At 71.7% G+C, this 21,787-nt stretch carries 29 protein-coding genes; 7 read left to right on the top strand and 22 right to left on the bottom strand.

The window, feature by feature from the left end; genetic code table 11:
* The first annotated feature begins 43 nt into the window (after positions 1 to 43).
* Positions 44 to 406, top strand: coding sequence for a hypothetical protein (locus OG444_RS22895; protein ID WP_327263950.1), 363 nt, complete (start codon positions 44 to 46; stop codon positions 404 to 406).
* A gap of 68 nt (positions 407 to 474) precedes the next feature.
* Positions 475 to 1,011, top strand: a complete 537-nt coding sequence (locus tag OG444_RS22890) for a hypothetical protein (RefSeq protein ID WP_327263949.1) — start codon at positions 475 to 477, stop codon at positions 1,009 to 1,011.
* A 40-nt stretch (positions 1,012 to 1,051) separates the two neighbouring features.
* Here the strand turns inward: OG444_RS22890 and OG444_RS22885 are convergent, their stop codons facing one another.
* From OG444_RS22885 to OG444_RS22875, 3 genes are read right to left on the bottom strand one after another with little or no spacing between them, the layout of a single operon-like run.
* The gene (locus OG444_RS22885) at positions 1,052 to 1,903 is read right to left on the bottom strand and encodes a helix-turn-helix domain-containing protein (RefSeq protein ID WP_327263948.1); all 852 of its coding nucleotides are present in this window, start codon (positions 1,901 to 1,903) and stop codon (positions 1,052 to 1,054) included.
* Positions 1,904 to 1,917: 14 nt separating this feature from the next.
* On the bottom strand, positions 1,918 to 2,445 hold the full coding sequence (locus OG444_RS22880; protein WP_327263947.1) for a DUF6879 family protein: 528 nt from the start codon (positions 2,443 to 2,445) through the stop codon (positions 1,918 to 1,920).
* Entirely contained in the window at positions 2,426 to 2,677 is a 252-nt protein-coding gene (locus OG444_RS22875) for a hypothetical protein (RefSeq protein ID WP_327263946.1), read from the bottom strand. The genes OG444_RS22880 and OG444_RS22875 overlap by 20 nt, the downstream gene beginning before the upstream one ends.
* 194 nt (positions 2,678 to 2,871) lie before the next feature.
* Here OG444_RS22875 and OG444_RS22870 point away from each other — a divergent pair, with 194 nt between their 5' ends.
* The 3 genes from OG444_RS22870 (at position 2,872) to OG444_RS22860 (ending at position 4,023) form a co-directional block, all read left to right on the top strand.
* Positions 2,872 to 3,159, top strand: coding sequence for a DUF6415 family natural product biosynthesis protein (locus tag OG444_RS22870; protein WP_327263945.1), 288 nt, complete (start codon positions 2,872 to 2,874; stop codon positions 3,157 to 3,159).
* 106 nt (positions 3,160 to 3,265) lie between these two features.
* A complete protein-coding gene (locus OG444_RS22865) occupies positions 3,266 to 3,715 on the top strand; it encodes a hypothetical protein (protein WP_327263944.1) in 450 nt (149 codons plus the stop codon).
* Positions 3,712 to 4,023 carry a hypothetical protein gene (locus OG444_RS22860; protein WP_327263943.1) on the top strand — a complete coding sequence of 104 codons (312 nt, stop codon included), beginning with the start codon at positions 3,712 to 3,714 and terminating at the stop codon, positions 4,021 to 4,023. Before OG444_RS22865 ends, OG444_RS22860 begins: the two co-directional genes overlap by 4 nt.
* Positions 4,024 to 4,599: 576 nt before the next feature.
* Here the strand turns inward: OG444_RS22860 and OG444_RS22855 are convergent.
* Genes OG444_RS22855 through OG444_RS22830 form a run of 6 tightly spaced genes read right to left on the bottom strand, consistent with a single transcriptional unit; the run spans position 4,600 to position 6,499 of the window.
* A complete protein-coding gene (locus OG444_RS22855) occupies positions 4,600 to 5,112 on the bottom strand; it encodes a hypothetical protein (protein ID WP_327263942.1) in 513 nt (170 codons plus the stop codon).
* Positions 5,113 to 5,120: 8 nt separating this feature from the next.
* Entirely contained in the window at positions 5,121 to 5,282 is a 162-nt protein-coding gene (locus OG444_RS22850) for a hypothetical protein (RefSeq protein WP_327263941.1), read from the bottom strand.
* Positions 5,283 to 5,296: 14 nt separating this feature from the next.
* Positions 5,297 to 5,665, bottom strand: coding sequence for a hypothetical protein (locus OG444_RS22845; protein WP_327263940.1), 369 nt, complete (start codon positions 5,663 to 5,665; stop codon positions 5,297 to 5,299).
* Positions 5,662 to 6,021: a DUF6907 domain-containing protein gene (locus OG444_RS22840; protein ID WP_327263939.1), complete on the bottom strand. Its 360-nt coding sequence runs from the start codon at positions 6,019 to 6,021 to the stop codon at positions 5,662 to 5,664. The genes OG444_RS22845 and OG444_RS22840 overlap by 4 nt, the downstream gene beginning before the upstream one ends.
* On the bottom strand, positions 6,018 to 6,227 hold the full coding sequence (locus OG444_RS22835) for a hypothetical protein (RefSeq protein ID WP_327263938.1): 210 nt from the start codon (positions 6,225 to 6,227) through the stop codon (positions 6,018 to 6,020). Before OG444_RS22835 ends, OG444_RS22840 begins: the two co-directional genes overlap by 4 nt.
* A complete protein-coding gene (locus tag OG444_RS22830; protein WP_327263937.1) occupies positions 6,224 to 6,499 on the bottom strand; it encodes a hypothetical protein in 276 nt (91 codons plus the stop codon). The genes OG444_RS22835 and OG444_RS22830 overlap by 4 nt, the downstream gene beginning before the upstream one ends.
* Positions 6,500 to 6,960: 461 nt before the next feature.
* Here OG444_RS22830 and OG444_RS22825 point away from each other — a divergent pair, with 461 nt between their 5' ends.
* Together OG444_RS22825 and OG444_RS22820 are read left to right on the top strand one after the other, a co-directional pair.
* Positions 6,961 to 8,388, top strand: coding sequence for a SulP family inorganic anion transporter (locus OG444_RS22825; protein ID WP_327263936.1), 1,428 nt, complete (start codon positions 6,961 to 6,963; stop codon positions 8,386 to 8,388).
* A gap of 18 nt (positions 8,389 to 8,406) precedes the next feature.
* Positions 8,407 to 9,642: an APC family permease gene (locus OG444_RS22820; protein ID WP_327263935.1), complete on the top strand. Its 1,236-nt coding sequence runs from the start codon at positions 8,407 to 8,409 to the stop codon at positions 9,640 to 9,642.
* Here the strand turns inward: OG444_RS22820 and OG444_RS22815 are convergent.
* From OG444_RS22815 to OG444_RS22755, 13 genes are all read right to left on the bottom strand, one after another.
* Entirely contained in the window at positions 9,626 to 10,150 is a 525-nt protein-coding gene (locus OG444_RS22815) for an SMI1/KNR4 family protein (RefSeq protein WP_327263934.1), read from the bottom strand. The two genes, OG444_RS22820 and OG444_RS22815, sit on opposite strands and share 17 nt — an antisense overlap.
* A 144-nt stretch (positions 10,151 to 10,294) precedes the next feature.
* On the bottom strand, positions 10,295 to 10,687 hold the full coding sequence (locus tag OG444_RS22810) for a YccF domain-containing protein (RefSeq protein WP_327263933.1): 393 nt from the start codon (positions 10,685 to 10,687) through the stop codon (positions 10,295 to 10,297).
* Positions 10,684 to 11,547 carry a zinc metalloprotease HtpX gene (gene htpX, locus OG444_RS22805; RefSeq protein WP_327266892.1) on the bottom strand — a complete coding sequence of 288 codons (864 nt, stop codon included), beginning with the start codon at positions 11,545 to 11,547 and terminating at the stop codon, positions 10,684 to 10,686. The genes OG444_RS22810 and htpX overlap by 4 nt, the downstream gene beginning before the upstream one ends.
* Positions 11,548 to 11,752: 205 nt before the next feature.
* Positions 11,753 to 13,285, bottom strand: a complete 1,533-nt coding sequence (locus OG444_RS22800; protein WP_327263932.1) for an NADH-quinone oxidoreductase subunit N — start codon at positions 13,283 to 13,285, stop codon at positions 11,753 to 11,755.
* Positions 13,282 to 14,835: a complex I subunit 4 family protein gene (locus tag OG444_RS22795; protein WP_327263931.1), complete on the bottom strand. Its 1,554-nt coding sequence runs from the start codon at positions 14,833 to 14,835 to the stop codon at positions 13,282 to 13,284. The genes OG444_RS22800 and OG444_RS22795 overlap by 4 nt, the downstream gene beginning before the upstream one ends.
* 38 nt (positions 14,836 to 14,873) lie before the next feature.
* Positions 14,874 to 16,925, bottom strand: a complete 2,052-nt coding sequence (locus OG444_RS22790) for an NADH-quinone oxidoreductase subunit 5 family protein (protein ID WP_327263930.1) — start codon at positions 16,923 to 16,925, stop codon at positions 14,874 to 14,876.
* Complete coding sequence (gene nuoK / locus OG444_RS22785) at positions 16,922 to 17,269, bottom strand: NADH-quinone oxidoreductase subunit NuoK (protein ID WP_327263929.1); 348 nt, start codon at positions 17,267 to 17,269, stop codon at positions 16,922 to 16,924. The genes OG444_RS22790 and nuoK overlap by 4 nt, the downstream gene beginning before the upstream one ends.
* Entirely contained in the window at positions 17,269 to 17,889 is a 621-nt protein-coding gene (locus tag OG444_RS22780) for an NADH-quinone oxidoreductase subunit J family protein (protein ID WP_327263928.1), read from the bottom strand. The genes nuoK and OG444_RS22780 overlap by 1 nt, the downstream gene beginning before the upstream one ends.
* Entirely contained in the window at positions 17,886 to 18,497 is a 612-nt protein-coding gene (locus OG444_RS22775) for a NuoI/complex I 23 kDa subunit family protein (RefSeq protein WP_327263927.1), read from the bottom strand. Before OG444_RS22775 ends, OG444_RS22780 begins: the two co-directional genes overlap by 4 nt.
* Positions 18,497 to 19,465 carry a complex I subunit 1/NuoH family protein gene (locus OG444_RS22770; protein WP_327263926.1) on the bottom strand — a complete coding sequence of 323 codons (969 nt, stop codon included), beginning with the start codon at positions 19,463 to 19,465 and terminating at the stop codon, positions 18,497 to 18,499. Before OG444_RS22770 ends, OG444_RS22775 begins: the two co-directional genes overlap by 1 nt.
* Positions 19,462 to 20,766: an NADH-quinone oxidoreductase subunit C gene (locus tag OG444_RS22765; protein ID WP_327263925.1), complete on the bottom strand. Its 1,305-nt coding sequence runs from the start codon at positions 20,764 to 20,766 to the stop codon at positions 19,462 to 19,464. The genes OG444_RS22770 and OG444_RS22765 overlap by 4 nt, the downstream gene beginning before the upstream one ends.
* Positions 20,763 to 21,371, bottom strand: a complete 609-nt coding sequence (locus OG444_RS22760; protein WP_327263924.1) for an NADH-quinone oxidoreductase subunit B — start codon at positions 21,369 to 21,371, stop codon at positions 20,763 to 20,765. The genes OG444_RS22765 and OG444_RS22760 overlap by 4 nt, the downstream gene beginning before the upstream one ends.
* Positions 21,362 to 21,769, bottom strand: a complete 408-nt coding sequence (locus tag OG444_RS22755; RefSeq protein WP_327263923.1) for an NADH-quinone oxidoreductase subunit A — start codon at positions 21,767 to 21,769, stop codon at positions 21,362 to 21,364. Before OG444_RS22755 ends, OG444_RS22760 begins: the two co-directional genes overlap by 10 nt.
* Between the last annotated feature and the right edge of the window lie 18 nt (positions 21,770 to 21,787).

The raw sequence follows: 21,787 nt of genomic DNA, 5'->3' as shown, positions 1-21,787 counted from the left end.
AGCGGGCGCGGACGCTGGAGACCTCACGGATCCGCGAAATCCCATGTCCTCGGCCGTCGTTTTCTACAACGCTGTGCTCGCCGAGGGCGGGCCGGATTTGCCTACACTGAAGTTGGTCTGCACGCCTGAATCTTGGGGTGCTTGGGGAGACTTCTCCGAAGTGCGCGAGATGATCGGAGACCACGGACTGGCCACGCGAGCAGATCCGCCGGTGACAGGCGAGCCGGGCGTCCGCTACGCAAAGGTGGTGACGATGCCGGATCCGGACCAGACGGTCCGCGTCGATGGTTCTGTCGTCATGGGCGGTCACGCCATCACGCTCCAGTGGCGGCCTGCGAGCGGGTATTGGCAGGTGCACGGCTTCGGTAACTACGTCCTCCCTGAGGATCTTCCCCCAGCTGTATAGGACGCGGGGGGCGTCCTGTTCTGCCGTCGCCACTGCCGTATCTTGCGCCGCTGCCCTATCGTCACGCCATGAGCGGAACAGAGTGGGGAGACGTGGCTTCATGGGCCGCGTTCGCGTTGGCCGGAGGCGCCTTCGTCGTGAGCTTGAAGGCCCGCGGCGACAGCCGGCGGTCAGCCGCAGCTACAGTGCGGGCGGCCGATGCGGCGGAGGCTTCTGTTACGGAGGCTCGAAAGTCGGCGGACGGTGCTGTTCGTTCAGCCAGTGCGGCTGAGGAAGCTCTGGCCTTGCAGCGAGACGACGCGTCCGCCAGGCGGGCCGCGGAGGAAGAGGCTCGCCGTCCGCGGGTGGTGCTCGACCTGCAACACCATCGCGGGAATACGTGGCACCTGATCAATATAGGAACGGCCCCCGCACTCAACGTGCGCCTGCTGACTGCCTTCGATTTCCGCCCTCCAGAGTTCCCTGAGGGCCTCTCCCTGGGGCTCGGAGCCGTGCACCCCTTTGTGCTCTTCGGGTCGATCTCATCGCTAATTCCTGCCCACCTTGAGTTCACATGGGATGGCCTTGACGATCCGGTGCGGTTGAGGGTGCCGCCGAAGCCGTAGCGTGCTACCGGACCCCTGCGGGGATGGAACCGTTGTGCGCTCACCGGAGCACGGCAACGGCTTCCATGACCAGCGCTCGGGCCTCGGCTCCGTACACCGCCGTCTGCTGGAGCGCCGCGAACGCCTTCTCGTAGAGGGCGATCTCGCTCGGCTGCGTGACCGTGACGCGGGCCGACAGGAGCTCGACGGACACGAGGGTGTCGTCGTACATGTGGAACGTCTCCAGCGGCCACTGGGCGCGCTGCGGGGTGCCCATGGGGATGATGCCGAGGCTGACCGTGGGCATCGCGCCCACGGTCATCAGGTAGCCGAGCTGGGCCGCCATGGCCTCGGCGTCCGCCAGCTGATGACGGAGTGCGGTCTCCTCGACAAGGAGGACGTATCGGCGGCCCGGCTCGCGCAGGATCCGGTTCCGCTCCATCCTGGCAGCGACCGCCTCGGCGACGTCGTTGGGGATTTCCCGGAACTCGCTGATCGCCGTAAGCAGGCCGGCGGCGTAGCCCTCCGTCTGGACGAAGTGCGGCAGCAGCGTCGCGGAGTAGACACGGAACAGGCGGGTGGACCGGAACAGCGGGACGTAGCTGTGCTGCAACTGCTTGAGGCCGCTGCGGGCCCGGCGCCGCCACTCCGTGTAGAGCGACTCGGCGTTCTGCGACTGGGCGATGATGTCGCGGGCCTGGCCGTCGGCGCCGCAGGCCTCGCACCACCGGCGGATGTCGTCCGGGGTCGGCGGCGTGCGGGCGTTCTCGATGCGGGAGGACTTGGAGTGCGTCCAGCCGCAGCGGGTGCCCAGCTCGCTGCCGCTGAGACCCGCCTCCGCGCGCAGCTCACGCAGGCGGTGAGCCACGCTGCGGCGGGCGGCCTGCGCCGCGGATGACGGGGATACGGGCATGAGCTGGGCTCCGCCTACCTGATCTCGTAGCTGTCGTGCGGGACCGCCCGTGCCCAGACGGCTTCGAAGGCGTCCGTGCACAGCTTGGCCGCCGTCGGGTCCTCGCTCATCTCGCCGCCGGCTGACGCCCCGTCCCCGGTGAAGTGGTTCCAACGGATGAGGCGCCCGTCGATGAGCCAGAAGTCATTGCCGGGCACGGCGATGTCACTGGCTCGCCGCCGAGGTAGCCAGCGCACGTCTTCACCAGCGGAGACGTTCGTGAACGTCCCGTCGTACAGGAACCGGGTGTACTCGCTGACAGGCTCCGAGACGATACGGGCCCGTCGCACGGTGACACCTCGGGCGACGGTGGCCGAGATGAGGTCGAGCCAGGGCCGCCACCACGCCGCCGGGTCGGCTGGGTCGTGGCGGTGGCCGGCGCGCCAGTCCGCGAACGGGCCGGTCTCGTAGTCGACCGCGTACGCGTCGCGAGTCTCCAGGTGGACGACTGAGTGCTCAGCGGAGCCGAGGAGGTCGGGCCAGCTAGGGACGTTCAAGGGCATCGCAGGCCTCCCTGATCATGTGCACCATGCGCGCGGGGATCCGCACCACGGCCTCGCCTTCCGGGATGCCGGCGCCGTGCCCGGGGAGCTCCAGGGCCGCGCACTCGGCCTCCAGCTCAGGGCTGGGCTTCCACCCCTGGAGTACGAGCTCCTGGTGCTCCTCGTCGACCCACACGGTGGGGCTCTCGCCGTCGCTGCTGTTCGGGTCGATGCCTACGAAACGTAGCGCCATGGTGTCCTCCGTCGCTCGGGTTGTGCACGGATGAACACCACAGTCATGGCCGCAGGTTGGGCGGTCAAGGGGGTGTGGGGCAGGTCGTCCGAATCGGGTCACGTGGTGAACATTGGTGCACATTCGTGGCGGCCGTGCTGCCGCCCTCGTCACGCTCTGATGCACCATCCGCTGACGACGGTAGGAGCACCGGCATGCAGACCGGGTCGGACACGGGCAGCGCCCTCGTAGCGAGAGCCCTCGTCCCGTACAACCAGAAGCCCGACGAGCGCGCGATCGCTCTGCTCGTCGACGACCTGCTGCGCCACGGGGATTCGCTCCTCGTGCACGTCGCCGGGCGCCAGGAAGCCGCGGCCGCACTGGGCGACTGGCACCGCCTTACGGCCGAAGGGCCGACCGACAGCCCCGTGGGCAACTGGAACCACGCAAGGGCTCTGGCGCGCACCGTGAGGTCCTTCCGCCGCGTGCTGGCCGAGCGGTGACCGAGCTCCAGCGCCAGGCCCTCTACGTGGTCATCCTCGTCGCGCTCCTGGCCGCCATCGTCATCGGCACCCGCTGACCGTGCACTCCCTCATCGAAGGAGACGCCATGTCCACTCCGCCCGTACCGCCGTGCAGCACCGGCAAGGGAGAGACCCCGACGCCTGCCGTCGGCGCCACCCTCATCGCGCCCTCCCGGCCCGGGGTCCGTGACCTTCTCTCGGCCGACGACTTCACGATCGTCACGGCCACCCTCGCCCGCCGACACCCCGAGCTGGGCTGGGTCGCCGCAGAGCAGCGGGTAGTCGAGGCCTTGAAGTTCGTCGCCACGGCAGCCACCAGCACCGCCGACCTCGTCCCCTCCGGCCCGGTCGATGCCGGCTGGCATGCCCTGATCTCCTGCACCGCGATCTACGCCGAGCTGTGCGCGCGGCTCGGCGCCATCGTGCACCACCAGCCCGAGGTCACCGGGGCTGTGGCTCCCGCGTCCGGCTGGCTGGACCGCACCACGGCCGCGATCGAAGCCGCCGGGTACGACATCACCCCGGACCTGTGGTGACGATCACCACCGAGTTCGCGACGTCCCCGACCGACGTCGTTGTCTGCGAGGCCTGCTGGACGGATCTGGTGGAAGTGGCCCGCACCAGCCAGCACAGCCACGGCAGGGACCTGCTGTGCATCCCCTGCGCCGAGGCGGGCTACCCGGCCCGAGTCGACCTGTTCCCCCCGCTCGGTGTCTACGGACTCAACGGAAGGAAGTTGAAGATGGGCAAGCACGGCTCTGGAAGCCCCAAGTTGCCGCCGGACCCCGGCCCACCGCTGCCCTCTCCGGCGCCCACCCCGACCCCCGGCCGCCCGCCCGTGTAGACCCCGACCGCTGAACTCCTGGCCCGTCCGTGGTCACGGCGGAACACGGACGGGCAGCACTGGGCCCCCGACGCGATTCGTGCGCGTCGGGGGCCCTTTGTGCAACCAGTTGCAGAACCCGTCGCTCAGTGCCCGCAGAAGGGCTTCATCCACCAGCCGCAGGCCTCGCAGCACTCCGCGCGGAGGTAGGTCAACAGGCTCCGGATCATGCTCCCTTCACCTCCTCGCGCACTACATGGATCGTGCACATAACCCCTTCCGGACCCCTCACGACGCGATCCACGCGCAGCACCTCACCTGCATAAACATCGCCGGAAGGGGTTTCGGGGAGCGGTGGGGGAGTGGCGGACGTATCGGACATCGACCATGCGGCCCACAGCCACAGGACGGGCACCGCGAAGATCAGGTGCGGCGCCCGCTCCAACACCCGCCCGGCCAACGCCAGGCCGGCCACGGGCACGGCCAGGCGGACGAGGAGCGCGCCTGCGGTCGGGACGTCGAACCATCCGGCGGGCGACTCCAGCAGCAGCCCTGTACCGCGTGCCAGTCGTGCGCCGGCGGCAGCTGTCCGGCCCTTCACAGCAGGCCGACCACGGCATCGCCAAGCGTCGACACGACCGGGGACAGGACCCATCCGGCGAGCCCGGCAACACCCGAGGACAGGCCGAGGCTGATCCCGCACATCACCGCGCCGAACAGGTCCCAGCGGAAGCCGCGCCGGACCGTCCAGACCGCGACGAGGACCACGGTGGCGATGATGACGACCGCGTGGCCGCCGTCGGTGAGCACGAGGTGCGAGGTGCGGGACACGTCCGGGGTGCCGCCGCCGACCCCGTACGCGAGGGCCGCGTTCCCGATCGCGCTGGTGCCCCACAGCGACCAGTCGGCGCCGCCGCCGAGCAGGCCGCCGGCGGACAGGATCAGCAGCATTCCGTACAGGGCGCAGAGGGTGAAGGGGAGCAGGGCCAGTGCGGCCTTCAGGTTCTTCTTCTTGTGGCTGACCCACCAGCGGGCGAGGGTCCAGCCGAGGAGAGACAGGCCGACGGTGACGCCGCCGAGGGAGACGACGGAGTAGGTAGGCAGGTTCACGGGGTCCTCTATCGGACAAGGGCCGCGCCGAGCGCGGCGAGGAGAAGGATGAACGCGGCGGTGCCGAGCACCGGGACGGCGTAGAGGCCACGCGCGCGGGCCGGTGCCGCGAGGACGAGCCCCGCGGCACTGGCCGCTGTCGCCGTGGCGAAGAAGACGGCGAGGAGCACGGCGCGTGCGCCAGTCAGCCGGTGGCGCAGGGCCAGTACTCAGCGAATGCGTCGGCCTGCGCCGCGAGTGCGTCGGCCGCCGCCCGGAGTGCGCCACACCAGCGGCGCGCTGTCGCATCGTCGGTGATCTGATGCGACGGCCGTGCGCCAACCACCGCCTGAGCTGCCGAAACGGCCTGGCGCACAGCTTCCTCGGCGTGCGCCAGCTTCTCCGCCCGCAGTGCGGCGCGTGACGCGACGGTGGGGTCGGGCTGGGCGAGGTCGCGGAGCACGGTGTCCTTCGAGCAGCCAACTTGCTCCGCGATTTCGCGGGAGGATGCGCCACCCTGCGCCAGCCGGCGCACCCTGACGCGCCGCTCTGCGACAGCCGTAGGAGTCGTCACCACGCACCTCCCGCGCGGAGCACGGCCAGGCGCAGCGCCAGCCGACGGAGCTCGGCCGCCTGCTCGACGAGGACCTCGGCCAGGCCCTCGAGGCCGGGCGGGTCGAGGGTGACGTCCGGTACCTCCAATTCGAGGTGGACGCTGACCGGTACCGGGATCTCGCCGTACGGGAAGGCGACCAACTCGGCGCGCAGGGCGATCCCGCCGCCGTACCGGACGAGGTGCTCGGGCCCTGCGTGGTGGACGTCGGCGAGGACGTCCGGCGGCCCGTCGTGGCCGAGGCACCAGTCGGGTTCGGGGATGGTGATCGGGCCGTGGTCGAGGGTGGGCACGGTGACCGTGCGGGCCCCGGTCATCGGCTGGCCTCGGCGTCGAGGGCGACGATGAGGCTGCGCAGCGCGTACTGGAGGTCGCTGGCCGCGAAGTACATGGCGACCTGGTCGCGGATGCTGGCGTTCTCGTGCTTGGCGAGCGCCTCGCGGGCGAGCTGGAGAGCGATGTCGGGCGAGAGTGTGCCCGGGGGGAGCTCGTGTGCCGGGTCACGCAGCAGGCTGCTGGTCATCGGGCACCGCCCGCAGCCTCGCGGAGGGCCTCGGCGTACCGGGAGCGGGTCCAGCCCTTCTCGACGGCGGGCGCGTGGGCGAGGAGCCTCTCCTCGGCGGCCGCGGCGCGGGCGGTGCCGTGGCCGTGGCGGCGTGTGGCGAAGGTGAGGGCGAGCGCGCCGACGAGGCTGTCGCGCATGGGGTGCTGGGGCCGCTCGGCGGTGAGGCGTGCGGCGATCTGCTGGAGCAGGGCGCGGGTGTCCGCGTCGGGCCTGCGTGTAGCTTCTGACATGGGTCTGGACTCCTTGATGCGAAGGAAGTTCGGATCAAGGCGCCGTTCGGTGTGCAACCACCGGGCGGCGCCGCTGTGTCCACAGCTGTGGAGGGCGGTAGCCTCGGTGGCCCGCGGGCCCGAGAGGGCACATCGGGGGCACAACGTGACGGATAACGCTGAGAAACGATGGCAAGTACTGGCAGTAGTTCCTGCACGTCAGACCCCCTTTCAAGGGTCGGGTGCAGGTCAGAGGCGCGAGCAGTAAGTACGTGAACTACCGCTGACCCGTTTGCGCGGTTCTGCCCCACGCCGGCCCGGCGGTCCTCACCGACCGCCGGGCCGCGGCGGTTGCGCGGGGGGTGTGAGCGGGGCGTGTGCGGCGCACGCGCCACCGCGGACTCCTGTGGGCACTTGGGCGGTGATGAGTGCGCCCAGCACGCTGGGTGGCATCACATCACCGCGTGGCAGGGGGTTCTCGCATGCCTGGGGCCGGCTCGTTTCGTGATGACTTCGGGGCGTCCGTCGTCGTCGCGCTGGTCGCATTACCCCTGTGCGTGGGGGTGGCGGTCGCCTCCGGGGTGCCGGCCGAGCTGGGGATCGTCACCGGGGTGATCGGCGGGCTGGTCACCGGCTGGTTCCGCGGGAGCTCCCTGCAGGTGAGCGGGCCCGCCGCCGGGCTCACCGTGCTCGTCTACGAGGCGGTGCAGGCCTACGGCCTCCCCGCGCTCGGAGTACTGGTGCTGGCCGCCGGGGTGGTGCAGCTGGGCATGGGGGTGCTGCGGCTCGGGCGGTGGTTCCGGGCGATCTCCGTCGCCGTCGTGCACGGGATGCTGGCCGGGATCGGGCTGGTCCTGATCTCCGGGCAGTTGTACGCCCTGGGCGGTGTGCCGGCTCCGGGGCAGACCCTCGCGAAGCTGGCCGGGGTCCACGAGCTCGGCGCGCAGGCCGACTTGGCCGCCGTCCTGCTGGGGGTCGGGACGATCGCCCTCATGGTCGCCTGGCGCCGGATGCCCGCCAGGCTGCGGATCGTGCCCGGGGCGCTCGTCGGCGTGGCCGCCGCGACCGCCGCGGCCGCCTTGCTGCGGCTGCCCGTCGAGAAGGTACGGGTGACCGGCGCACTGGCGGCCGTGTCCCCGCCCGCCTGGGGCGACTTCGAGGTGCTGGCCTCGGTCGGCGCGGCCGGGACCGTGGTCGCGCTGGCGCTGATCGCCTCCGCCGAGACGCTGTTCAGCGCAGCCGCCGTGGACCGCATGCACGACGGGCCCAGGACGGAGTACGACAAGGAACTCATCGCCCAGGGTGTGGGCAACAGCGTGTGCGGGCTGCTCGGCGCACTGCCGATGACCGCGGTCATCGTGCGCAGCGCCGCCAATGTGGAGGCCGGGGCGCGCACCCGCGCGGCCCGGGTGATGCACGGCGGCTGGCTGCTGCTCTTCGCCGTGGCGTTCCCCCGGGTTCTGGAGAGCGTGCCGCTGGCCGCGCTGGCCGGGGTGCTGCTGCACGCGGGCTGGAAGCTGCTGCCGGCCAGGGCGGTGGCGGCGCTGTGGCGGACGCACCGGGGCGAGGCGGTGGTGCTCGTGGTGACGGCCTCGGCGATCCTGGTCACCAATCTCTTCGAGGGGGTGCTGATCGGGCTGGGCCTGGCCGTCGCGAAGGCGGCCTGGGAGACCTCCCACGTGCACATCGAGGAGGTGTGGGAGGACGAGGAGCTGTGCGTGCGGGTCGTGGGGAACGCCAGCTTCCTGAGGCTGCCCAAGCTGCTCGACGCCCTGGACGCGCTGCCGCACGGGCAGCCGGTGCGGCTGGACCTGAGCGGGCTGCGCCACCTGGATCACGCCTGTCTGACCGCCCTGGAGGGCTGGGAACGCACCCGGGCGCCGCTCCCCGGCCGGGAGGGCGTCATCTAGCGGGGTTACCCTCCGCCCGTGGAAGCCGAACTGAAGCGCACCCTCGGGGTGTTCGACGCCGTCGTCATCGGGCTCGGCGCGATGGTGGGCGCCGGTATTTTCGCCGCTCTCGCGCCCGCGGCGCGGGCGGCGGGCGGCGCGCTGCTGGCCGCTCTCGCCCTGGCGGCCCTGGTGGCCTACTGCAACGCGCACTCCTCGGCTCGGCTTGCTGCCCGGTATCCGGCTTCCGGCGGCACGTACGTCTACGGGCGCGAGCGGCTCGGACCCTTCTGGGGGTATCTGGCCGGCTGGGGCTTCGTGATCGGCAAGACCGCGTCCTGTGCGGCGATGGCACTGACGGTGGGTGCCTACGTGTGGCCGGGGCGCGAGCACGCCGTGGCCGTGGCGGGGGTGGTGGCGATCACCGCGGCGAGCTACGGCGGTGTCCAGAAGTCCGCCCGGATCGCCCGGCTGATCGTGGCGGCGGTCCTGGCGGTGCTGGCAGGGGTGGTCGTGGTGTGCCTGTCCTCGGATCCGGCAGGACCGGAGCGGCTCGCCGGGGCGCACTGGACCCCTTTCGGGCTGTTGCAGGGCGCCGGCCTGCTGTTCTTCGCCTTCGCGGGCTACGCCCGGATCACCACCCTGGGCGAGGAGGTGCGGGACCCGGAACGGACGATCCCGCGGGCGGTGCCGGTCGCGCTGGGGATCGCACTGCTGGTGTACGCCGCGGTGGCGGTGGCGGCGCTGTCGGTGCTCGGCGTCGAGGGGCTGGCCCGGTCGGCGGCTCCGCTGGCCGACGCGGTCCGGGCGGCGGGCGCGCCGGAACTGGCCCCGGTCGTCCGGGTGGGCGCGGCCCTGGCCGCGCTGGGCTCGTTGCTGGCGCTCGTGCTCGGGGTGTCGCGGACCGTGCTGGCGATGGCGCGGGACGGGCATCTCCCGCGCGCGCTGGCTGCCGTACACCCCCGGCACCGGGTGCCGCACCATGCGGAGCTCGCGGTGGGTGCGGTCGTGGCGGTGCTGGCGGCCTCCGCCGATCTGCGGGGCGCGATCGGTTTCTCCTCCTTCGGAGTGCTCGTCTACTACGCGATCGCGAACGCCTCTGCGTGGACTCTCGATTCAGCTGTCAAGGGTCGGGCCGTGGCAGCGGTCGGGCTGTCCGGCTGTGTGGTGCTGGCCTGTGCGCTGCCCCCGGATTCGGCGGTCACGGGGGCGGCGGTGCTGGCGGTGGGCGCACTGGCCTACGGGCTGCGGGGGCGGCTCAGATCCGGGATCTGAACTCGGCCCAGGGCGCCAGCTCCAGGTCGCACTCCTCCCCCAGGCCGGATTCCTCGCAGAACCAGGCGGTGCCGTCGAGCCAGCCGCGCAGCCAGCCCGCCAGGCTCGGGCTGTCGAGGGACCAGGCCAGGTCCGGCTCCCCCGGATTCGGGTCGAACAGCAGGACCTGGGCGGTGTCGGAGCGGCAGTCCACGCAGGCGTACATGGCGCAACCGAGGTCGGCCACGGGCAGGACTCCCTCGGGCCAGCGCCATCCGGAGACGCGCTGCGCCTCGTAGGCGGCGACGGCCTGGCGCAGGGGCAGCAGGCCGTGTTCGGGGCCGAAGCCGCCGTCGCCGACGTGGGTGTAGAGACGGGTGAGCAGCGGGGGCAGGGCGAAGCCGACTATGCCCTCGGCCCGGGCGGCCTCACCGGAGGCCAGCGGCCCCGGCAGGGGCTTTTCGTGCCCCTGCGCGGAGTTGCGTACGCGCTCTGCGACTTGCTCCAGCAACTGCTCGGTCTCGTTCATGCGTTCATGGTGACGCACACCACCGACAACCCGCCCGGCCTGTGGACAACCTCGGCGCCGGACGCCTGCGGGCGCCGGCGCGGTGGCGGAGAAAGGTCTCCGCCGCCTCGCACGACGCCCGCAGGGGGGTCCGGACGGACTGTGTCACCGAGAGGCGAACGGGGCGTCCGTCGGGACGATCTCGCGGCCCAGCGGGAGCAGGGCGAGCGGGACCATCTTGAAGTTGGCGATGCCGAAGGGGATGCCGATGAGCGTCACGCACAGCGCGATGCCCGTGAAGATGTGGCCCAGGGCCAGCCACCAGCCCGCCAGGACCAGCCACAGGACGTTGCCGATGGCGGAGCCCGCGCCCGCGTCGTGGCGCTCGACGGTGGTGTAGCCGAAGGGCCAGAGGGCGTAGACGGCGATGCGGAAGGCGGCGATGCCGAAGGGGATGCCGATGATCGTGATGCAGAGGATCGCACCCGCGAGGACGTAGCCCAGGAACAGCCAGATGCCGCTGAGGATGAGCCAAATGATGTTGAGGATTGTCTTCACTGGCGGCGGCCTGCCATCTGTTCGAGCCGGGCGATGCGCTCGGCCATCGGAGGGTGGGTGGAGAACATCTTGGTAAGGCCCGCACCTGGCCGGAACGGGTTGGCGATCATCATATGACTCGCCGTTTCCAGGCGGGGCTCCGGCGGCAGCGGAAGCTGCTTGGTGCCCGCGTCGAGCTTGCGCAGGGCGCTGGCCAGGGCGAGCGGGTCCCCGGTGAGCTGGGCGCCGGAGGCGTCGGCCTCGTACTCGCGCGAGCGGCTGATGGCCAGCTGGATCACGGAGGCGGCCAGGGGGCCCAGGATCATGATGAGCAGCATGCCCAGCAGGCCGGGGCCCTCGTCGTCGTTCGACCGACCGATCGGGATGAGCCAGGCGAAATTGACCAGGAACATGATCACCGAGGCGAGTGCGCCGGCGACCGAGGAGATCAGGATGTCGCGGTTGTAGACGTGGCTGAGCTCGTGGCCGATGACGCCGCGCAGCTCGCGCTCGTCGAGGATGCGCAGGATGCCCTCGGTGCAGCAGACGGCCGCGTTGCGCGGGTTGCGGCCGGTGGCGAAGGCGTTGGGTGCCTCGGTGGGCGAGATGTAGAGGCGTGGCATGGGCTGGCGGGCGGATGTGGAGAGTTCCCGCACCATGCGGTAGAGCTGCGGAGCCTCGAATTCGCTCACGGGGCGGGCGCGCATCGCGCGTAGAGCCAGCTTGTCGCTGTTCCAGTACGCGTAGGCGTTCGTCCCGAGGGCGACGAGGACGGCGATGATCAGGCCGCCCCGTCCGAAGAAGCTGCCGATGAGGATGATGAGTGCGGACAGCCCGCCGAGGAGTACGGCGGTCTTCAGCCCGTTGTGCCGGCGGTGCACGGTACGCCCTCCAGGTGGTGCGGCAGGGAAGCCCGTCATGGATGTGAGGGTCTACGGTCCAGTGGACCCTCCCTCCCTGGTCAACGCGAGGTGAGGGCGTCAGGTTCCCAGGGCACGGTGGAGCGGCGGCCGCCCGCCGCCGCCCCTGCGGGAGGGGCGGCGGGGCCGCGGGGTGCGCTGCTCCGTACGGGTGACGGGGCTCCTGCTACTGCGCGAAGAGGCTGCCCGACGTGACGCGCAGGATGAGCTCCGGGGCGCCCGATAGGACGACCGCCGTGATCGCGGTGAGGACGATGGCCGCCGTCACCGGCCAGGGGGCCCGCGTACGGGTCTGCGCGCCCTCGGGGGTGCGGAAGAGCAGGGCCGTCCAGCGCAGGTAGTAGTACAGGGCGATGACGACGTTGATCGCCATGACCACGGCCAGCCAGCCGAGCCCTGCGTCGACCGCGGACCGGAAGACGGTGACCTTGGCGAAGAGCCCGATGATGCCCGGCGGCAGGCCGGCCAGGCAGAGCAGGAAGAAGGCCAGCGAGAGGGCGGCCGCCGGGCGCTCCGCGTACAGGCCGCGGTAGTCGCTGAGCCGGTTGAGCGGCTTCGTACGGGCGACCAGGGCGGCCACGGCGAAGGCGCCGAGGTTCACGGCGGCGTACATGAGGGCGTAGGCGAGGGTGGAGCCGATCTGGTCGCGCTCGGAGTACGCGGCGGCGGCGATCGGGACCAGCAGGTAACCGGCCTGGCCGACCGAGGACCAGGCGAGGAGCCTGACGGCACTGTTCGGGCGGTCCGCGGACTGGCGCACCGCGGCGGCGTTGCCCAGGGTCATGGTGAGCGCGGCGAGGACGGCGAGGGCCGGGCCCCAGATGTCGGAGTACGCCGGGAAGGCGATCACCGTGACGAGGATGAGGCCGGTGAAGCCGACGGCCTTGCCGATCACCGAGAGGTAGCCGGCGATGGGCAGCGGGGCGCCGACGTAGGTGTCGGGGACCCAGAAGTGGAAGGGGACGGCCGCGGTCTTGAAGGCGAAGCCGACGAGGGTGAGCGCGACACCGGCCATGGCGAGGGTGCCGAGCTGCCCGGGGACGTCTTCGAGGCGGTCGGCGACCTGGGTGAGGTGCAGGGATCCGGTGACGGCGTAGACGAAGCTGACACCCATCAGCGACACGGCGGTGGCGGTGACGGAGGACAGGAAGAACTTCAGGGCGGCCTCGGAGGAGAGCCGGTCGCCGCGGCGCATGCCGACGAGGGCGAAGGCGGGCAGCGAGGCGACTTCGAGCGCGACGATCAGGGTGGCGAGGTCGCGGGAGGCGGGCAGCAGGGCGGCGCCGGCGGCCGAGGACAGCAGCAGGAACCAGTACTCGCCGGCCGGCATGCGGGTGTCTCGGACGGCGGTGACCGATACCAGGGCGGTGACCAGGGCGCCGGCCAGCACGAGGAACTGCACGACGAGCGTGAAGTGGTCGGCGACGTAGCTGCAGGCCTCCGGGTCGCCGGTGAGGCAGAAGGTGGTGCGGTCACCGGCGCGCAGGGGCAGCAGCAAGGCCGTCGCGGCCGCCAGGCCGGCCACCGAGATCCAGCCGAGGACCGGCTTGTGGCGCTCGGGGATGAAGAGGTCGGCGACGAGGACGAGCAGGCCGACGGCGGCGGTGATCACCACGGGTGCGATGGCGAGCCAGTCGACGGACTGGACCAGGCTAGGGGCCTCGGCGGAGAGGACCGTCAGGGCCGTCATGGCCGTCATGAGTTGCCTCCTGCGAGGAGCTTCTGGACGGCCGGATCGGTGAGGCCGAGGAGGACCGCGGGCCACAGGCCGGCGAGGACGGTGAGGGCGACGAGCGGGGTCCAGGCGGCGAACTCGTAGTGCTGGATGTCCGCGACGGCGAGCTCGGGACCGGCTTTGGGGTCTCCCATGCAGACGCGCCGTACGACGATCAGCAGGTAGGCCGCGGTGAGCAGGGTGCCGAACGCGCCGATGGCCGTGTAGGTGAGGAACGCGGGGCGGGAGAGGCCCTCGGCGGGGTCGAAGGCGCCGAAGAGGGCCAGCATCTCGCCCCAGAAGCCGGCCAGGCCCGGGAGGCCCAGGGAGGCGACGGCGGCGAAGGCGAGGAACGCGCCGAGGCGGGGGGCGCGGCCGTAGAGGGCTGCGCCGGTGGCTCCGGCGAGGGTGTCGAGGTCGGCGGTGCCGTAGCGGTCCTTGAGGGCGCCGACCAGGAAGAAGAGGAGGCCGGTGATCAGGCCGTGGGCGATGTTCGCGAAGAGCGCGCCGTTGACGCCGGTGGGGGTCATGCTCGCGATGCCGAGGAGCACGAAGCCCATGTGGCCGACGGAGGAGTAGGCGATGAGGCGCTTGAGGTCGCCCTTGTTCCCCTTGCGGGCCAGCGCGAGGCAGGCGAGCGATCCGTAGACGATGCCGACGACGGCGAAGGCGCCCAGGTAAGGGGCGAAGGTGGCCATGCCGTCGGGGGTGACGGGGAGCAGGATGCGGACGAACCCGTACGTGCCCATCTTGAGCAGGACGCCGGCCAGCAGGACGGATCCGACGGTGGGCGCGGCGGTGTGGGCGTCCGGCAGCCAGCTGTGCAGGGGCCACATCGGGGTCTTCACGGCGAGGCCGATTCCGATGGAGGCCACGGCCAGGAGCTGGGTGGTGCTGGACAGTTCGCGGCCGTTGTCAGAGGCGAGTGCCACCATGTCGAATGTGCCCGCCGTCACACCGATGAGGAGGAGTCCGAGCAGCATGACGACGGAGCCGAGGAGCGTGTAGAGGATGAACTTCCAGGCGGCGGCCTGCCGCTGAGCACCGCCCCAGCGGGCGATGAGGAAGTACATCGGGATGAGGACCATCTCGAAGGCGAGGAAGAAGAGCAGCAGGTCGAGTACGGCGAAGGTCGCGAGGGTGCCGGACTCCAGGACCAGGAGCAGGGCGACGAAGGCCTTCGGGGAGGGTCCTTCGGGGAGCTTGAAGTAGCTGTAGAGCGCGCAGAGGAAGAACAGCAGCGCGGTCATCAGGAGGAGGGGGAGCGAGATGCCGTCGATGCCGAGGTGGATCCGGACGTTCAGCGCCTGGATCCAGCTGATGTCCGTCGTCGCCTGGAAGCGGGACGGGGCGTCGTGGTCGAAGCCCAGGGCGAGGGCGATGGCCGCGGCGAGGATCACTCCGGTCACGGTGACGCCGTGGCGGAGCACGGCCTGTTCGGGGCTCTTGCCCTTGAGGCCGGGCGGGGCGGGCAGGAGCGCCGCGGCGGAGCCGAGGAGCGGTGCGGCCACGACGAACGCCAGAAGGAACTGCATCACGGACGGGCTGATATCAATCACGGCTGACTCACGGCTCACGATCCGGCGTTGACGTTGGCGAGGACGGCGGTGGCGATCGCCAGGACCACGGCGCCGGCGAGCAGGGCGCTCAGGTAGCTCTGCACGTTGCCGGTCTGGGCGCGGCGTACGAGGCTGCCGAGCAGCCGGGTGCCGGTGCCCGCCCCGCGGACGTATGTGTCCACGACCTCGCGGTCGAGGAAGCGGACGAGGCTCGCCGCGGCCCGGACGGGCCGCACGAAGAGCCGGTCGTAGACGGCGTCGAGGTGGAAGCCGTCGGCCGCGTGGCGGTGCAGGGGGCCGAGGAGCGCCTTGCCGGGGTCGGCGGCGGGGCCGGCCGGGACGGCGGGGTGATCGTGGGTGACCTCGGCCACCTCGGGGGTTTCCGCGGCGGATTCGGCGGCGGCGACGGAGGCGGGCACTTCGGCACCGGCCCCGGCGCCGGCCCTGGCACCGGCTCCCGATCCGGCTCCGATGCCGTCCGCCGTCGCGAGGGCGGCCTTCGCGGAGGCGCGCTGCCAGAGGGCGTAGGTGAGCATCGCGCCGATGGCCGCGGCGCCCGTGCCGAGGACGGAGGTGACCAGGGTCGGGGTGAGTTCCCCGTCGTCGAACCAGTCGGCGATGGGGCCCGCCGCGAGGCCGAAGCCGACCGACGGGATCGCCAGCAGCCACAGCACGCCGGTCATGGCGAGGGGCTCCTTGCCGTGGTCGGGGGCGGCAGCGCCCCGGCCGCGGAAGGCCATCAGCCACAGCCGGGTGGCGTAGGCGGCGGTGAGCAGGGCGGTCAGCAGACCGGCTGTCAGCACCAGCCAGCCGGCGGCGCTGGGGGCGAACGCGGAGTGGCCGGTCGCGGTGTGCTCGGCGGCGACGAGGACGGCTTCCTTGGAGAAGAAGCCGGCGAAGGGCGGGATCGCGGCGAGCGCGAGCAGCGCGATCGTCATCGTCCAGAAGGCGTCGGGGATGCGCTTGGCCAGGCCGTCCATCCGGGACATGACGCCCAGGGAGTTCGTACCGGCGGCGTGGATGATCACGCCGGCGCCGAGGAAGAGGAGCGCCTTGAAGGCGCCGTGGGACAGGAGGTGGAAGACGGCGGCGCCGCGGTCGCCGACGGCCAGGGCGCCGGTCATGTAACCGAGCTGGCCGATCGTGGAGTAGGCGAGCACCCGCTTGATGTCGTCCTGGGCGAGGGCGGCCAGGCCGGAGCCGACCATCGTCACGGCCGCCATCACGGCCATGACCACCAGTGCGGCGCCGGAGGCCGCGAAGACGGGCAGGAGGCGGGCGACGAAGTAGATGCCGGCGGCGACCATCGTCGCCGCGTGGATCAGCGCCGAGACCGGCGTCGGGCCGGCCATGGCGTCGGGGAGCCAGGTGTGCAGCGGGAACTGCGCGGACTTGCCCGCGACCCCGGCGAGCAGGAGCAGCGCGATCAGGGTCGGGTGGTCGAGTCCGCCCTCGGCGACGGTGTCCAGGATCTTCGGGATCCGGAAGGAGCCGGCGTCGGTGGCGAGCGCGAACAGGCCGATCAGGAAGGGGACGTCGCCGAGCTTGGTGACGAGGAAGGCCTTCAGGGAGGCGGAGCGGGCCGCTTCGGTCTCCCAGTAGTGGCCGACCAGGAAGTAGGAGCAGATGCCCATGACTTCCCAGCCGACCAGCAGCACCATCAGGTCGCCGGAGTAGACGACGAGCAGCATGGCGGAGGTGAACAGTGAGACGAGAGCGGCATACGACGGGTAGCGCGGGTCCTCACGGAGGTACGCCGTCGAGTAGATCTGTACGCAGGTGGCGACGACCCCGACCAGGACTGCGACGAGTGCGGCGAAGCCGTCGATGTAGAGCGACAGGTCGATCGGCACCGAGCCGGTCGGGGTCAGCTCGGTCGCGGTGTCGATCGTCTTGCCGCCGCCCTGGCGGACGGCGACGAGTACGGCCAGTACGGCGGCGCCGAGCGTCGGCAGGATCGCGAGCGGCCGGACGAATCCGGGGGCGCGGCGGCCGAGGAGCAGTCCCGCCACCGCGCCCAGGAAGGGCAGCAGCGGGACGAGGACGGCGAGGGTCGTGGTGCTCACGCGGTGACCTCGCTCTGGTCGGTCTGGGCGGGCTCGTGGCCCTCGGCGGTGTCGCGCAGCCGGTCGACGTCGGAGGTGCCCCGGTTGCGGTACACCATCAGCACGATCGCGAGGCCGATGCCGATCTCGGCGGCGGCGATCGCGATGGTGAAGAGGGTGAGGGCCTGGCCGGCGTGCAGGGTGTCGCGCAGCCAGACGTCGAAGGCCACCAGGTTGAGGTTGACGGCGTTGAGCATCAGCTCGACGGACATCAGGACCAGGATGGCGTTGCGGCGGGCCAGTACTCCGTACAGGCCCGTGCAGAAGAGGAGCGCCGCGAGCACGGCGGGGTAGGCGAGGTGCATCAGCGCCGGCCCTTCTTGTCGCCGGGGCCGGCCGGGGTGGCGGCGTCGGCTTCTTCGGCGGGGTCGTTCCTGCGGGACAGCACGATGGCCCCGATCAGGGCGGCGAGGAGGAGGACGGAGAGCGCCTCGAAGGGCAGCACCCAGTGCTGGAAGAGGATCTCGCCGGAGACCTTCGTGGAGCCCTGGACCGGTCCGTCGAGGTCGATCCAGGTGGTGCGGAAGGCGTCGACGACCACCCAGACCAGCGACACGGCCGCGACGGCGGCGACGCCGAGCGCGATCCAGCGGTTCCCGGAGTCCGCGTCCGGGGAGCGGCCGATGGGGGCCTTGGTGAGCATCAGCCCGAAGAGGAGGAGGACGACCACGGAACCGAGGTAGATGAGGACCTGGACCCAGGCGATGAACTCGGCGGTCAGCAGCAGGTACTCGACGGCGATGCCGCCGAGCGCGACGACCAGCCACAGGGCGGCGTGCACCAGCTGCTTGGTGGTGACCGTGACGAGGGCCGCGCCGAGGGTGGCGAGTCCGACGAGGACGAAGGCGATCTCGACGCCGGTCGGGGAGAGGAAGCCGGGCCCGGTGGTGCCGGCGGCTGCGGCCAGGGTGGCGGCGGGGCTCACGCGTCAGTCTCCGGGGTGGGGGTGGTCGGCGGTTCGTTCTCGGCCGCCTGGGCCGCGGCTGCGGCTTCGGCGGCGGCTGCCGCCGCCGCTGCGGCTTCGGACTTCTCCACCGCCTTGCGGGCGGCGGCGATCTCCTTGGGCTCCTCGGCGGCCGGGTCCAGCGCGGGCGGCGCCGGGACGGTCCACATCCACTCGCGCAGCTTGTCGCGCTCGTGGGTCAGCTCGTGGATGTCGGTCTCCGCGTACTCGAACTCCGGCGACCAGAAGAGGGCGTCGAAGGGGCAGACCTCGATGCAGATACCGCAGTACATGCAGAGGGAGAAGTCGATGGCGAAGCGGTCGAGGACGTTGCGGCTGCGCTCGCGGCCACCGGGGGTGGACGCCGGAACCGTCTCCTTGTGGGAGTCGATGTAGATGCACCAGTCGGGGCATTCACGGGCGCAGAGCATGCAGACCGTGCAGTTCTCCTCGAACAGGCCGATGACCCCGCGGGAGCGGGGCGGGAGTTCGGGCTGGACCTCGGGGTACTGGGCCGTGTGTGAGCGCTTCGTCATCGTGCGCAGCGTGACGGCCAGGCCCTTGGCCAGGCCGGATCCGGGGATGGGCATTACTGGATCGCCACCTTCACGATGCCGGTGAGCGCGATCTGAGCGAGCGCGAGCGGGATGAGTGTGGTCCAGGCGAGCTTCTGGAGCTGGTCCTCGCGCAGACGCGGGTAGCTCACGCGGAGCCAGATCACGACGAAGGCGAGGACCGCGGTCTTGAGCAGGGTCCAGACCCAGCCGAGGTCGTCGCCGCCGAAGGGGCCGTGCCAGCCGCCGAGGAAGAGGACGGTGGTGAGGAAGCAGAGGACGACGATGCCGGCGTACTCGGCGAGCAGGAACAGCGCGAAGCGCAGGCCGGTGTACTCGGTGTACGCGCCGAAGATGATCTCGGAGTCGGCGACGGGCATGTCGAAGGGGGGGCGCTGCAGTTCGGCGAGGCCGGCGGTGAAGAAGACGAGTGCGCCGACGATCTGCCAGGGCAGCCACCACCACTCGAAGGCCTCAACGATGCCGGGGAGGGAGACCGTACCGGCGGCCATGGCGACGGAGGCGGCGGTGAGCAGCATCGGGAGTTCGTAGGCGAGCAGCTGGGCGGCCGTGCGCAGGCCGCCGAGCAGGGAGAACTTGTTCGCGGAGGCCCAGCCGGCCATCAGCGAGCCGAGGACTCCTACGCCCATGACGGCGAGCACGAAGAACAGGCCCGCGTCGATGACCTGGCCGACGGCGCCCTCGCCCGGACCGATCGGGATGGCGAGGAGGACGAGGAGGTACGGCAGCAGGGCGACGGCGGGCGCGAGCTGGAAGATCCGGCGGTCGGCGTTCGCCGGGACGATGTCTTCCTTCTGCGCGAACTTCACGCCGTCGGCGACGAGCTGGGCCCAGCCGTGGAAGCCGCCGGCGTACATGGGGCCGAGGCGGCCCTGCATGTGGGCCATCACCTTGTGCTCGGTCTGCCCGACGACGAGCGGGAGCACGAGGAAGACGGCGAAGACGACGATCAGCCGCAGGGCGACGTCGAGGACGTCGTTCACGCGTCGCCTCCGTTGTCGGGGGTGGGGTCGGTCTTGGGGGTGGCCGGGCGCCCGGGCTCGGCTTCGGCTTCGTGTTCGGCTTCCGGCTCGGGTCCGGCTGCCGGGTCGGCCTTCGGCGCGGCCGCGGGAGGCCCGTCGGGCCCGGCGGTCGGCGCGGGCCGAGCAGCCGGCTCCTCGAAGGCGGGCTTCGGGTCGTGCCAGGGGGCGTCCGAGCTGCGGGGCGCGGGGCGGCGCGGCGGAGCAGCCGGAGCCTCCGCGTCGGCCGGGGCGTCCGGGGCCGGGGTCTGGCTCGCCGAGCCGTCGGCGACCGAGCGCGTACGACGCGGCGGGCGCCCCGCGGTTTCCGGAGCGGGTGCGTCCGGGGTGGCAGTGGGCTCCGCGTCCGGGGCGGCGGCTGCCGCGGCCTGGCTGGCCGAGCCCTCCGACACCGAGCGGGTGCGGCGCGGGGGGCGCGGCGCGGTTTCGGCGGCCGGTGCGTCCGGGGTCGCGGGATCGGCGGCCTGGCTGGCCGAGCCCTCCGACACCGAGCGGGTGCGGCGCGGCGGGCGCGGCGCGGTTTCCGTGGTCGCGTCGGTGGTCGCGTCGGCCGGGGGCTGGGTGGCCGAGCCTTCGGCGACCGAGCGGGTACGGCGGACCGGGGCGCCCTCGCGGGGAGTGCGCGCGGCGGCGCCGGCGGCTCCGGCGGCGCGCGGGGTGCGGGCCGGACGGGCGGGGGCCGGCGGGAGCTGCCCCTTCAGCGGGCCCCAGTCATTGGGGTCCGGGACGCCCGGCGGAAGCATCTGGCGGCGCTTGGGCGCGTCCGGGTCGTGCGCCTCGCCCGGCTCCTTTGCTCCGGGCCAGGCCTTGGCGACGCGCGCGGCGAGGACAAAGTCCTTGCGCAGCGGGTGTCCCTCGAAGTTCTCCGGGAGGAGGAGCGGGACGAGGTTCGGGTGGTCGGTGAAGGTCACCCCGAACATCTCGAACGTCTCGCGCTCGTGCCATTCCGCCCCCGCGTAGACGGCGACGGCGGACGGCAGGGAGGCCGCGCTGTGCGGGACCGTCGTGCGCAGCAGCAGCCGGCGCACCCGGTGGTTCTCCAGCGACGCGACGTGCGCGCAGATCCGGAAGCCGGTGCCGGGCTCGTCCACCGCGCTCAGCCAGTCGAAGTACGTGCAGCCCAGCTTGTCCCGGGCGATTTCGAGGGCGGAGATCCAGCTGCCGACGGGCACGTCCACCGTGAGGACGTCGTACGAGAACTCGCCGACGGCCTCGGCTCCGAAGACCGTCGGCGCCGCGTCGGGGAGGGAGTCGTAGAGGTTCATGCGCCGTCCCCCTGCGCGGGTGCGGGCGGCGGCGTGACCAGGCCGCTCGTCAGCTGGGAGACCGACGGCCCGGCCGCGTAACGCTCGGCCAGCGACTCGCGGGCGATCTTCTCCTGGAGCTTGAGGATGCCCTGCAGGAGGGCTTCGGGACGCGGCGGGCAGCCCGGTACGTAGACGTCGACCGGGATGATCTGGTCGACGCCCTTCGTCACCGAGTACGAGTCCCAGTAGGGGCCGCCGCAGTTGGAACAGGCGCCGAAGGAGATGACGTACTTCGGCTCCGGCATCTGCTCGTAGAGCCGCTTCACCGCCGGGGCCATCTTGTCCGTGACGGTGCCCGAGACGATCATGAGGTCCGCCTGGCGGGGGCCGGGCGCGAACGGGATCACGCCGAGCCGGATGAAGTCGTGCCGGGCCATGGACGCTGCGATGAACTCGATCGCGCAGCAGGCAAGGCCGAAGTTGAAGACCCACAGGCTGTACCGGCGGCCCCAGTTCAGGACCACCTTCATCGGTTCCGGGGCCAGGCGGGAGAGAACTCCGAGGCGCTTGGGCTCCGGGAGCAGCACGCCCTCGGTCGGCGTCACAGCCGGTGTCACGTCCATTCGAGGACGCCCTTCTTGTACGCATAGAGCAGGCCGACGGCCAGGAAGCCCAGGAAGATGAACATCTCCACCAGCGTCGTGGCGCCGTAACCGGCGGCGGCGAACACCGTCGCCCACGGGAACAGGAAGATCGAGTCGACGGCGAAGATGACGTAGAGGAAGGCGTAGACGTAGTAGCGGACCTGGGTGTGCGCCCAGCCCTCGCCGACCGGGTCCACGCCGCATTCGTAGGTCAGCAGCTTCTCAGGGGTCGGGACGACGGGCCGCAGCAGGCGGCCCGCGCCGAAGGCGACGGCCACGAAGAGCACACCGAGGGCGGCCAGGAGACCGACGACCGAATAACTCCGGAAGTAGTCCGCCGCGAGCACGGTTACGGTCGCTACCGTTGGTTCGGGCACGTCCGTTCCTCGCTCCTC

Origin of the sequence: Streptomyces sp. NBC_01232, from assembly GCF_035989885.1 — a bacterium.
Taxonomy (GTDB): Bacteria; Actinomycetota; Actinomycetes; order Streptomycetales; family Streptomycetaceae; genus Streptomyces.
The sequence above is the reverse complement of the archived record's forward strand: the minus strand, read 5'-3'. Positions and strand labels throughout refer to the sequence as shown.